The organism is Arthrobacter sp. AG258 (assembly GCF_004364695.1).
In the GTDB taxonomy this organism is placed as follows: domain Bacteria; phylum Actinomycetota; class Actinomycetes; order Actinomycetales; family Micrococcaceae; genus Arthrobacter.
In genome coordinates this window covers 92,287-104,305 of sequence record NZ_SOBI01000004.1, presented here as the reverse complement: position 1 = coordinate 104,305, position 12,019 = coordinate 92,287, and the positions used below count along the sequence as shown (strand labels likewise).

At 66.3% G+C, this 12,019-nt stretch carries 8 protein-coding genes; 1 reads left to right on the top strand and 7 read right to left on the bottom strand.

The annotated features are described in order from the left end of the window. Positions 1–40 precede the first annotated feature (40 nt). The 7 genes from DFO47_RS09665 to DFO47_RS09635 all read right to left on the bottom strand — a co-directional run bounded on the left by DFO47_RS09665 (position 41) and on the right by DFO47_RS09635 (position 9,356). Positions 41–709 carry a lysophospholipid acyltransferase family protein gene (locus tag DFO47_RS09665; RefSeq protein WP_026264445.1) on the bottom strand — a complete coding sequence of 223 codons (669 nt, stop codon included), beginning with the start codon at positions 707–709 and terminating at the stop codon, positions 41–43. Next, a complete protein-coding gene (locus DFO47_RS09660; protein WP_026264444.1) occupies positions 696–1,412 on the bottom strand; it encodes an HAD hydrolase-like protein in 717 nt (238 codons plus the stop codon). The genes DFO47_RS09665 and DFO47_RS09660 overlap by 14 nt, the downstream gene beginning before the upstream one ends. Positions 1,413–1,494: 82 nt before the next feature. After that, positions 1,495–4,419, bottom strand: a complete 2,925-nt coding sequence (uvrA, locus tag DFO47_RS09655; protein ID WP_109044632.1) for an excinuclease ABC subunit UvrA — start codon at positions 4,417–4,419, stop codon at positions 1,495–1,497. A gap of 47 nt (positions 4,420–4,466) precedes the next feature. Beyond that, the gene (locus DFO47_RS09650; protein WP_018761249.1) at positions 4,467–4,847 is read right to left on the bottom strand and encodes a GntR family transcriptional regulator; all 381 of its coding nucleotides are present in this window, start codon (positions 4,845–4,847) and stop codon (positions 4,467–4,469) included. Next, positions 4,844–6,655, bottom strand: a complete 1,812-nt coding sequence (locus tag DFO47_RS09645; protein ID WP_018761248.1) for an ABC transporter ATP-binding protein — start codon at positions 6,653–6,655, stop codon at positions 4,844–4,846. The genes DFO47_RS09650 and DFO47_RS09645 overlap by 4 nt, the downstream gene beginning before the upstream one ends. Then, positions 6,652–8,439 (bottom strand): ABC transporter ATP-binding protein, encoded by a 1,788-nt coding sequence (locus DFO47_RS09640; protein WP_166651704.1) that lies wholly within the window; start codon positions 8,437–8,439, stop codon positions 6,652–6,654. Before DFO47_RS09640 ends, DFO47_RS09645 begins: the two co-directional genes overlap by 4 nt. A 137-nt stretch (positions 8,440–8,576) precedes the next feature. After that, positions 8,577–9,356 carry a trans-aconitate 2-methyltransferase gene (locus tag DFO47_RS09635; protein WP_133831517.1) on the bottom strand — a complete coding sequence of 260 codons (780 nt, stop codon included), beginning with the start codon at positions 9,354–9,356 and terminating at the stop codon, positions 8,577–8,579. 96 nt (positions 9,357–9,452) lie between these two features. Between DFO47_RS09635 and DFO47_RS09630 the strand changes: the two genes are divergently transcribed. Next, positions 9,453–11,996 carry a DEAD/DEAH box helicase gene (locus tag DFO47_RS09630; protein ID WP_133831516.1) on the top strand — a complete coding sequence of 848 codons (2,544 nt, stop codon included), beginning with the start codon at positions 9,453–9,455 and terminating at the stop codon, positions 11,994–11,996. The last annotated feature ends 23 nt before the right edge of the window (positions 11,997–12,019 follow it).

The following is a 12,019-nucleotide window of genomic DNA, read 5'->3' as shown; positions in this document are numbered from 1 at the left end:
CAAGTCTACTAAGGCGCGCCGGGCATCTGCGCCAGCACGGCTACTCGGCGGACTTGCTCTGGTTGTAGCTGGTGGAGCGCTCCTGGCCGGTCAGGGCAGCGATCGCGTCCATGATCCGGTCCGTGACCTCACGGCGCGCGGGCAGCGAGTGGTCCGGGCCGGTCTTATCGAAGTACAGCGGCTCCCCCACCTTCATGGTGAAATGCTGTGGCCTGACACCCTTTTCGCCGGCCCGCTGGAGTTTTTCGGTCCCGATCAGGCCCACCGGAATGACCGGTGCCCCGGTGGTCAGCGCGAGCCAGCCGACGCCGGTGCGTCCGCGGTACAGGATGCCGTCGCGGGACCGGGTGCCCTCAGGGTAGATGCCGATGCCGCGGCCGGACTCAAGGATGTCCAGGAGTGTCTTGAGCGCCTGGACGCTGGCTGCCTGTTCGCCGCGCTCCACGGGGATGGAACCCACTGATTCGAAGAAGGCCTTCATGACCTTGCCTTTGACGCCTCCGGTGGTGAAGTACTCGGCCTTGGCGAAGAACGCGACCGGGCGGGGCATCAGCGCCTGGACGATCACACTGTCAAAGAACGACAGGTGGTTGGGGGCCACGATGAAAGGGCCGTCCGAGGGGACATTGTCCAGGCCGACGACGGTGGGGCGGCAGGTGCCGGAGATGAGGTTCCGCGTCGTCCAGCGGACGGCATCAAACATTTCCATTGTTGCTCACCCCGCTCATGGCCGCGGTGTGGACGGCTTGCAGCCGTTCGATGACTGTGACCAGTTCCTCACCAGTGCTGACGACGGCGACCGACCCGGCCTCTTCAAGTTCGCCGTCTGGCGCGAATCCCCAGGCCACGCCAATACAGTCCAGGCCGTTGGCAATCGCTCCCGAAACGTCCTGTGCCCGGTCCCCCACCATGATGGCGTGTTCGGTATCCAGGTCCCGCAGGGCTGCGGCAATGATCTGGGTCTTGCCCAGCGGAACGCCGTCCACGGCAGCTTCGTCGTCGGCGGACCCGTGGATGCCGTGGAAGAAGCCGTCGATGCCGTGGTGTGCCAGTACGGTGTGCGCAAGGCGCTGCGGCTTCTGGGTGGCCACGGCAACGGGCCGTCCGGCCGCTGCGAAGGATTCGAGGATTTCCTGGATTCCGGGGTAGAGCCTGCTCTGGGCGATTCCGGTGGAGACGTAGTGTTCCCGGTAGCGGCGGACCACCTCTTCAAGGCGGTCCGCCGGCACCTTCGCTACGTTGAGCAGTGAGTCGCTCAATTTGGGGCCGATCATCGCATCCAGCAGGTCCTGGGCGGGAACCGGCAGCCCCAGCCCGCGGAGGGCCGATGCAATGCCTTCTGTTATTCCACCGGCCGGGTCGACAAGAGTGCCGTCCAGGTCAAAGATCACGGGCACTGTTGTTGAAGTCACCGGGTTAGTTTCTCACGACAGCGCGAGTGCCTGAAACTCGCATTCCCGTACAGGAATATTTCCGGACGGATTCCGCTGCTGGTCAGCCCAGTATTTCTGCCAGGAACTTCCCCGTATGGCTGGTGCTGGACTTGGCGACCTGCTCCGGCGTTCCCGCCGCGACGATCTGGCCCCCACCCGAACCGCCGTCGGGCCCGAGGTCCACGAGCCAGTCCGCACTCTTGATCACGTCCAGGTTGTGCTCGATGGTGATCACCGTGTTGCCCTTGTCCACCAGCCCTTGGAGGACCATGAGGAGCTTGCGGATGTCCTCAAAGTGCAGCCCCGTGGTGGGCTCGTCCAGGACGTAGATGCTGCGCCCGTTGGACCGCTTCTGCAGCTCGGCCGCGAGTTTGACGCGCTGCGCTTCACCGCCGGACAACGTGGTGGCGGGCTGGCCCAGCCGCACGTAGCCCAGTCCGACATCCACCAGGGTGTTCAGGTGGCGGGCGATGGGCGAGAATGCCGCGAAGAATTCGGCGCCCTCCTCGATGGGCATGTTGAGGACGTCAGCGATGGTCTTGCCCTTGTAGTGGACTTCCAGCGTTTCCCGGTTGTAACGGGCACCGTGGCAGACCTCGCAGGGGACGTACACGTCAGGCAGGAAGTTCATTTCGATTTTCAGCGTGCCGTCACCGGAGCATGCTTCGCAGCGGCCGCCCTTGACGTTGAAGGAGAACCGGCCCGGCAGGTAGCCGCGAACCTTGGCTTCGGTGGTCTCCGCGAAGAGCTTGCGGATGTTGTCGAACACTCCCGTGTACGTGGCCGGGTTGGATCGGGGGGTGCGGCCGATGGGGCTCTGGTCCACGTGGACCACCTTGTCGAGGTGCTCGAGGCCCTGAACGGTCTTGTGCCGGCCAGCCACCTGCTTGGCGCCGTTGAGCTTGTTGGCGAGCACCTTGTAGAGGATTTCGTTCACGAGCGTGGACTTACCGGAACCGCTCACGCCGGTCACCGCAGTAAAGAGTCCCAGCGGGAAGGCGGCGTCGACGTTGACGAGATTGTTCTCCCGGGCACCCACCACTTTGATTTCGCGCTTTTTGTCGTACTTCCGGCGCTTTTTGGGCACGGCGATGGCCTTGCGGCCGGACAGGTAGTCGCCGGTCAGCGATTGCTTGTTTTCCAGCAGCTCCTTGTAGGTTCCGGAGTGCACCACCTGGCCGCCGTGTTCTCCTGCGCCCGGTCCGATGTCCACGATCCAGTCAGCCACGTGGATGGTGTCCTCGTCATGCTCAACCACGATGAGGGTGTTGCCCATGTCGCGGAGCCGGGTGAGGGTTTCGATGAGCCGGCGGTTGTCGCGCTGGTGCAGGCCGATGGAGGGCTCGTCCAGGACGTACAGCACGCCCACCAGGCCGGACCCGATCTGGGTGGCGAGCCTGATGCGCTGTGCTTCGCCGCCGGAGAGGGTGGCTGAGGGGCGCTCGAGGTTAAGGTATTCGAGGCCCACGTCCAGCAGGAAGGTAAGCCGCGCCTGGATCTCCTTGAGGACCTGGTGCGCGATCTGCGCTTCACGTCCGGTGAGGACCAGGGTGTTCAGGAACTCCGCACAGTCCCGCATGGGCAGTGCCGCTACTTCGGCGATGGACTTGCCGTTGATGAGGACCGAGAGCGAGGCCGGGTTGAGCCGGGCACCGTTGCAGGAAGGGCATGGGACCTGGCGCATGTATTCTTCGTAGCGGTCGCGGGCCCAGTCGGAATCGGTCTCGCCATGCTTGCGGTGGACGTACTGGATGGCACCCTCGAAGCCGGTGCTGTATTTGCGTTCCCGGCCGAACCGGTTCCGGTACTGCACCACCACCTTGTGGTCCTTGCCGTGCAGGATGGTCTGGCGGACGTCCTTGCCGAGCTTCTCCCACGGCGTGGCCATGGAGAAGCCCACTTCCTTGGCGAGGCCTTCCAGGAGACGGTTCCAGTATTCGGTGGTGGCGGTTCCCAGGGACCATGGCGCGATGGCGCCTTCGGAGAGCGAGAGTTCCGGGTTGGGAACGATCAGTTCCTCGTCCACCTCCAGCCGGGTACCGATGCCGCTGCAGGCCGCGCAGGCACCGAAGGGGTTGTTGAAGGAGAACGAGCGGGGCTCGATCTCGTCGATGGCCAGCGGGTGTTCGTTGGGGCAGGCGAGGTTCTCGGAGAAAGCCCGGATCCGTCCGGGATCGTCGGCGTCAAGATCCACGAACTCGGCCAGGACGCGGCCTTCCGCCAGCCCCAGGGCCGTCTCGATGGAGTCGGTGAGCCGCTGGCTGATGCCTTCCTTGACCACGAGGCGGTCCACCACTACCTCGATGGTGTGCTTGAACTGCTTGCCCAGCTTGGGCGGATCGCTCAACTGGACCAGGTTGCCGTCCACCCGCGCACGGGAGTAGCCCTTGGCGCTGAGCTCTTTGAAAAGGTCAACGAACTCGCCCTTGCGGCCGCGCACCACCGGCGCCAGGACCTGGAATCGGGTTCCGTCTGCGAGTTCCAGGAGCTGGTCCACAATCTGCTGCGGCGTCTGCTTGGATACCGGCTCACCGCACACGGGGCAGTGCGGCCTGCCGACACGTGCCCACAACAGGCGCATGTAGTCGTAGATTTCGGTGATGGTGCCCACGGTGGACCGCGGGTTCTTGCTGGTGGACTTCTGGTCGATGGAGACCGCGGGAGACAGCCCTTCGATGAAGTCGACATCGGGTTTGTCCACCTGGCCCAGGAACTGGCGCGCGTAGGCGGAGAGCGATTCGACGTAGCGGCGCTGGCCTTCGGCAAAGATGGTGTCGAACGCCAGGGACGACTTTCCGGATCCGGAGAGGCCTGTGAAGACAATCATGGCGTCACGGGGCAGGTCCAGGTCCACGTTGCGCAGGTTGTGCTCCCGCGCGCCCTTCACGACGAGCCTGGAGAGGTCCGGCCGCTGCGGGACGGCAGCGGGGGCGGCGGTGAAGGAGGAGGCGGGGGCAGAGGTTTCTTCAGCTACGGCTTTAGGCACCCCATAATGCTAATCGAAAACTTCTTCGAACATGCGCGGTTCCGCCCTCAGGGAACATCGTAGGCGGCCGCCAGCAGCTTGACGGCCTCCGCGAAGCTGGCCCCCTGCGCCTTGGCCACGTCCGCGTACGCCGCCGCGGCGGCGGCCAACCCGCCGAGCCTCTCATCCCGCGCCGAAACCACCGTGCCGTTCCGCCCGCGGGTGGCTACAATCCCCGCGGCTTCGAGCTCCTTGTAAGCCCTGGCCACGGTGTGCGGGGCGACGTCGAGCTTTTCCGCCAGGGCACGCACGGCCGGGAGCCTGGTGCCCGGGGCAAGCGCGCCGTTGTCAGCAAGGTGGATGACCTGCAGCCGCAGTTGCTCGAACAGCGCCACGGTGCTGGCGGGATTCGGCCGCCAGGCGCCGGGGAAGTCCGCGGGGGCGCTCACAGGCCACCCTCCAGGACACCGGCGCGGCCGTCACGGGCGGCGAACTGTGCGTTGTAGAGCGCGGCGTAGTAGCTGTTGGCGGCCAGGAGGCTCTCGTGCGTTCCCTGCTCAACGATGCGTCCATGGTCCATGACCAGAATTAGATCAGCGTTCCGGACCGTGGACAAACGGTGGGCGATGATGAAACTGGTCCGGCCGTTCCGGAGCCGTTGCATCGCCTGGCGGATCAGGAGCTCGGTCCTGGAATCCACCGAGCTGGTGGCCTCGTCCAGGACCAGCACCGAGCGTCCGGCCAGCTGCGCCCTGGCTATCGTGATGAGCTGCCGCTGTCCTTGGCTGAGGGGCTCGCCGCCGTTTTCCAGTACGGTGCCGTAGCCGTGGGGCAGGGAACGGATGAAACGGTCGGCATGGGTGGCCTCCGCGGCGGCGACGACGGCGTGGTCCGAAGCCTCCGGAAGGCCATAGGCGATATTTTCCCGGATGGTCCCGGCGAACAGCCAGGCATCCTGCGGAACCACGCCGAACCGGGAGCGCAGCTGGTCGCGCGGAACGGAGGAGATGTCCTGCCCGCCAATGGAGATCCGGCCCGAGGAAGGCTCGAGGAAACGCATCAGCAGGTTCACCACGGTGCTCTTGCCGGCACCGGTGTGTCCCACGATGGCCACCGCCTGCCCCGGATCAACCGTGAAGGTGAGGTCGCGGACCGCGGGGACCGAACCCGGGTAGCGGTACGTGACACCATCGAAAACGATGCGGCCGGCAACCGGCCCGGCCGGTGCCGTGCCGGCCGGTTCCGGGGGGTCCTCCACCGCGTCCAGGAGTGCGAAGACTCTTCCAGCCGACGCCGCACAGGACTGCATGACGCTGAGCAGGCCGCCAATCTGCCCCACAGGCTGGGTGAACAGCCGGCTGAACTGGATGAACGCCTGGACCCCGCCAATGGTCATGGACCCGGACAGGATCTGCAGGGCTCCCACGACCGCCACCGCAATGTAGTTGAGGTTGGACATCAGGACCATCAGCGGCTGGACCACGCCCGCGGAAAACTGGGCTTTGCGGCCGGCCCGGGCCAGCCGTGCGTTGCTCTGGCCGAACACTCCCGCAGCCTGCTCCTGCCAGCCAAAGGCCTTGACCACCTCGTGGCCGCTGATGAATTCCTCCACGTGCGCGTTGAGCTCGCCGGTCTCCTTCCATTGGCTGGCGAAATGCTCCTGCGAGCGGCGCGCCACCAGCACGGTGATCCACGTCGAGACCGGGACGGTGGCAACGGCAATGGCGGCGAGCAGCGGCGAGATCCACAGCATCATGGCCAGCGAGCCGCACAGCATGAGGACGGAGACGATCAGTTGCGTCAAGACCTGGTTCAGGGCCTGGGCAATGTTGTCGATGTCGTTCGTGGCGCGGCTGAGGACGTCGCCCCGGGACCGCTCCCGGAAGTAGGTGGACGGCAGGCGGTGCAGCTTGTCCTCCACCGAGGCGCGGAGCCTGAACATGAGGCCCTGGACGGCACGGGCCGTCAGCGCCCCCTGGATCCAGTTGAACAGTGAGGCGAGCACGTACATGCCGGCTACAACCGCGAGCAGGGTGCCGAGGCGCTGGTCCAGGCTGCCTTGGGCGACGCCGTCCACCACCAGGTCCGTGGCGTCACCAAGATACTTGGGAGCGGCAACGTTGAGGCCGGCGAAGGCGCACGTGGCGCCGACGGCGCCCAGGACCCGCAGCCGGAAAGGGCGGAGGAGGCCAAGGAGCCTCGCCGCGGTGGGCCGGAAGGAGTGGGCAGCAGCCACGGCTTCGCCGGCCGCCGTCACAGGGGGCCGTCCAGCGCGAGCTGGGACTCGGCGATTTCCCGGTAGGTGGCCGAGTCCTGCAACAGCTCCGTATGCGTTCCCTGGGCGGCGAGCCGGCCGTCGTCGAGCACCAGGATGAGGTCCGCGTCCTCGACGGCGGACAGGCGTTCAGCAACCACGACCACCGTGGCGGCCGCCAAAACCTGGTCCAGCGCCAGCCTCAGCCTGGTGTCGGTGCGGTAGTCGAGGGCGGAGAAGCTGTCGTCGAAAAGGTAGAGGGGCGCCTGGCGCAACAGTGCCCGGGCAATGCACAGCCTCTGGCGCTGCCAGCCCGACAGGCTTGCGCCGCCCTGCCCCACCGGCGTGGCAAGACCCAACGGGAGGTCGCGCATGAACCGCATGGTCTGCGCCGTCTCCAGGGCCGCCCACAGTTCCTCGTCGGTGGCCTCCGGCGCACCCAGCCGCAGGTTATCCGCAATGGTTCCGGTGAAGAGGTGGGAGTGCTGCGGCACGATCCCCATGGCTCCGCGCAAAAGGTCCAGGGGCATGTCCCGGACGTCGCGGCCGCCCACGGTGATGTGGCCTTCCGTGGGGTCGAGGAACCGCGGAATCAGGTTCAGCAGCGTCGACTTCCCGCTTCCCGTTGAGCCGACGATCGCCAAGGTGGTACCCGGTGCTGCGGTAAAGCTGATGTCTGCGAGCACCGGCGCTTCAGCTCCCGGGTAGCAGAAGCCAACCCCATGGAACTGGAGGAGGCCCGGCCCGGGTGCCGGTGCGCCCGCATCCGTACTCCGGCCGCCCGGCCTGGCTGGTCCATTACCGGCGCCGGGAATCCGGGCCGCCGCGTCGCGGACCGACGGCTCGGTGTCCAGGACAGCCTGGATGCGTTCGGCGCAGGCAGCCGCGCGCGGCGCCGTCATGAGGACGTACATGGCCATCATGATGGCCAGCAGGATCTGCATGATGTAGGCGATGAAGGCGGTGAGGGCGCCGAGGTTCATCAGGCCGTCCTGGATGCGGTGCCCGCCGAACCAGACCACGGCGACCGAACTGATGTTGACCACCAGCATGATCATCGGCAGCATCCCCGCCACCAGCAGCGCAGACTGCAGGTTGTTCGCGGTCAGTCCGGCGTTGGCCCGGGCAAACCGCCGTGCTTCGTAATCCTGGCGGACGAAGGCGCGGATAACATCCACGCCGATGATTTGTTCGCGCAGGATTCCGCCCGAGCGGTCCAGCAGGTCCTGGCCCTCCCGGTAGAGCGGAATCAGGCGGCGCACGATCAGGTACATGATCAGCAGGAGCAGCGGAACGATGACGATCACCACCACGGACAGCGCCACGTCCTGCTGCACGGCCAGGACGATTCCCCCGACGCCCATGGCGGGTCCGGCAAAGAGCATGGTGAAAACCAGGACGGCGAATGCCTGGATTTGCTGGGTGTCGTTGGTGGCACGCGTGGTCAGGCTTTGGGTTCCGAACAGAGCCACGTCCTGTGACGACAACGACTGGATCCGGGCAAAGACTTCCGCCCGCAGCCGGCGCCCGATCCGCATGGCCACCACTGCTCCCAGGTAGCCTGCCCCGATGGCGGACGCCGCCTGTACCACGGCGATGACGGCCATCGCCGCGCCCAGCCTGGATATGGCGGCCGTATCCCCGGCCACAATGCCATCGTCAATGATCGCCGCGTTCACTGTTGGCAGAAGCAGGTTGGCCGCTGCCTGGACCAACTGGAGCAGCACGATGGCCCACACCTGGGCTTGCTGTCCAGCGAGTTGCCGCCTGATGAGACCGACCAGCAAAATACCCCCCGTAGATGCACCCGGTCGAAGCGGGCCGGCGACTCGACCCTAAACCACAGACCACATTGTAAGCCAGATCACTTTTCGCCGCTGTCACGCCTTGTGACCAATGCATCAAACAAGAGTCGTCGCCCGTTTCAGCCGTCCCTGCGCCCGACGGCGAAGATCCTGCGGAACGGGAAGACGGTGCCGTGGGGTCCCCGCGGATAGGCGTCACGCAGTGCTGCGGCGTATTCGGCTTCGAAGCGCTTGGCGTCATCCTCCGCCAACGCGGCCAGGACGGGACGCAGCCCCGTGCCCCGAACCCACTCAAGGACCGGGTCCGGCCCGGGAAGGACCTGCTGGTAGCTGGTTTCCCACGCGTCCGCGGCGTACCCGGCCTCGAGCATGATCCCAAGGTAGTCCCCCGGCTCCCCCACGGACTCCCCGCCACGCAATACCCCGCCAAGCTTGTCGGCCCACGGGGCTGAGGACGCCAGTTCCCGCATCAGTGCGTGCGAGGGAGCGTCGAAATTTCCGGGAACCTGCAGGGCGAACCACGCACCCGGGCCGAGCGCCGCGAGCCATCCCCGCAGCATGTCCTGATGGCCGGGGACCCACTGCAGGGCGGCGTTGCTGACCACGACGTCCGTGTCCGGCGAGGGCGTCCAGTCGGCGATGTCGGCCTGTTCGAACCGCAACGACGGGTGCTCCTGCGCGAGGCGTGCAGCCTTGGCCAGCATTTCCGCGGAGGAGTCCACGCCCACCACGTCGGCCCCGGGCCAGCGGTCGCTGAGCGTCGCCGTCAGGTTGCCCGGCCCGCAGCCCAGGTCAACCACCTTGGCAGGGTGTCCGGCAAGGATCCGGGCGGTGAGGTCGAAGAAGGGCCGGTTCCGGTAATCGCCGAATTGGACGTACTTGACGGGGTCCCATTTCATGAGGTTCTCCAGGTTCTGCTGCGCACACGGCCAGGCCGAGCCTAACCCGGCCATGGGCGGGAGCACGGACATGACGTGGCACTAAGGTGGAAGTCAATGAAACTCCTTGACCAGCTGACCGATCTGTCCGTCCCCAACCAGGCCTCCGCCGTCGACCCGGACGGCCTCTACACCCTGTTCGTGGAGTGGACGGAAAGCCGGGGGCTCGCGCTCTACCCGGCGCAGGATGAGGCAATCATGGAGCTGGCCACCGGGGCGAACGTCATCCTGGCCACGCCCACCGGATCCGGCAAGTCCCTGGTGGCCATCGCAGCGCACTTCCAGGCGGTGGCCCAGGGCAGGCGCAGCTATTACACGGCGCCCATCAAGGCCCTCGTATCGGAAAAGTTCTTTGCGCTCTGCGACATCTTCGGCGCGGAGAACGTGGGGATGATTACCGGCGACTCCGGCGTGAACCAGGACGCCCCCATCATTTGCTGCACGGCCGAGATCCTCGCCAACATCGCCCTGCGCGAGGGCTCCGCGGCAGAACTGGGCGCCGTGATCATGGATGAATTCCACTTCTACTCGGACCCGCAGCGCGGCTGGGCCTGGCAGGTGCCGCTGCTGGAGCTTCCGCAGGCACAGTTCCTGCTGATGTCAGCAACGCTGGGGGACGTGACCCGCTTCGAGGAAGGCCTGACGTCCTTGACGGGCCGGCCCACCACCACCGTGAGCTCGGCGGAGCGGCCCATCCCGCTGCACTACTACTACCACCAGAGCCCGGTCCACGAAACGCTTGAAGAGTTGCTGTCCACCAAACAGGCGCCGGTCTATGTGGTGCACTTCAGCCAGCTCGAAGCGATCGACCGGGCCCAGAACCTGATGAGCATCAACGTGTGCACCCGGGAGGAGAAGGACAAGATCGCCGAGCTGATTGCCAACTTCCGGTTCGCCGCCGGGTTCGGGAAGACACTGAACAGGCTGGTCCGCCACGGAATCGGCGTGCACCACGCCGGCATGCTGCCCAAGTACCGCCGGCTGGTGGAGCAGCTGGCTCAAGCAGGGCTGCTGAAGGTTATCTGCGGCACGGACACCCTGGGCGTCGGCATCAACGTCCCCATCAGGACAGTGCTCCTCACCGCCCTCAGCAAGTACGACGGCGTCCGGACCCGGCTGCTCAACTCACGCGAGTTCCACCAGATTGCCGGCCGCGCCGGACGGGCAGGGTACGACACCGCCGGGACCGTGGTGGTGCAGGCACCCGAGCACGTCATCGAGAACGTGAAGGCGATGGCGAAGGCCACCGCCAAGTTCGGCGATGACCAGAAGAAGCTGCGCCAGGTGGTGAAGAAGAAGCCGCCTGAAGGTTTCGTCTCGTGGGGCGAGCCGACGTTCAAACGGCTGGTGGAATCCGTGCCGGACCCGCTGACGTCGAGTTTCACCGTCACCCACGCCATGCTGATGAACCTGATGGAGCGGCCCGGGGACCCGTTTGCCGCTGCCAGGAGGCTGCTGACCGAAAACCACGAGCCACGGTCGTCCCAGCTGCGGCTGATGAAGAAGGCGCTGGGGATTTATCGGGAACTCCTGGCCGCCGAGGTGGTGGAACGCATCCCGCCGGAAGAACAGGGACCTGACGGCCGCACCGTGCGGCTGACCGTCCACCTGCAGCCGAACTTCGCCTTGAACCAGCCGCTCTCCCCGTTCGCCCTCGCGGCGCTGGACCTCCTCGACCCGGAGTCGCCGTCGTACGCCCTGGACGCTGTGTCCGTGATTGAGGCGACCTTGGAGAAACCGCGGCAGATCCTCTCCGCGCAGCAGAAGAAGGCCCGCGGCGAAGCGGTGGCCGCCATGAAGGCGGACGGTATCGACTACGACCAGCGGATGGCCATGCTGGACGAGGTCACCTACCCGCAACCTCTCGCGGAGATCCTGGGCGAGGCCTTCGAGGTGTACCGGAAGGCTGCACCGTGGGTGGGCGACTTCGAGCTCGCGCCGAAGTCGGTGGTCCGCGATATGTACGAGCGCGCCATGAATTTCGGCGAATTCGTGCAGTTCTACGGTCTGGCCCGTTCCGAAGGGATCGTGCTGCGCTACCTGGCCGATGCCTTCAAAGCGCTCCGCCAGACCGTGCCCCAGGACATGCTGCGGGAAGACCTTGAGGACCTGACCGCCTGGCTCGGCGAGCTGGTGCGGCAGGTGGATTCCAGCCTCCTGGACGAGTGGGAGGAACTGGCCTCCGGCGCGGCGCCCACGCCGCACGACGCGCCACCGCCTGCCCCGCCGTCGTTGACCTCCAACATCCGCGCGTTCCGGGTGATGGTGCGCAACGAGATGTTCCGCCGCGTGGAACTGTTCGCCGACGAGGACGCCGCCGCGCTGGGTGAACTCGACGCCGGATCCGGGTGGGGTGCCGAGCGCTGGGAAGACGCGCTGGACGACTACTTCGACGAACACGACGACATCGGTACGGGCCCGGACGCCCGCGGGCCGGGCCTGCTCATCATCACCGAGGAGCGCGGCACGTGGAAAGTCCGCCAGATCTTCGACGACCCGGCAGGCAACCACGACTGGGGGATCTCGGCCGAGGTGGACCTGGCCGAGTCGGACGACACCGGGACCGCCGTGGTCAGGGTGACGGACGTGAACCAGCTCTGACGCGGGACCGGCGGTAAGCTCGA

Excerpts from the sequence above, each read along its gene's own strand:
- DFO47_RS09635 (WP_133831517.1), bottom strand. The coding sequence starts at position 9,356 with ATGAAATGGGACCCCGTCAAGTACGTCCAATTCGGCGATTACCGGAAC.
- DFO47_RS09665 (WP_026264445.1), bottom strand. The coding sequence starts at position 709 with ATGGAAATGTTTGATGCCGTCCGCTGGACGACGCGGAACCTCATCTCC.
- DFO47_RS09630 (WP_133831516.1), top strand. The coding sequence starts at position 9,453 with ATGAAACTCCTTGACCAGCTGACCGATCTGTCCGTCCCCAACCAGGCC.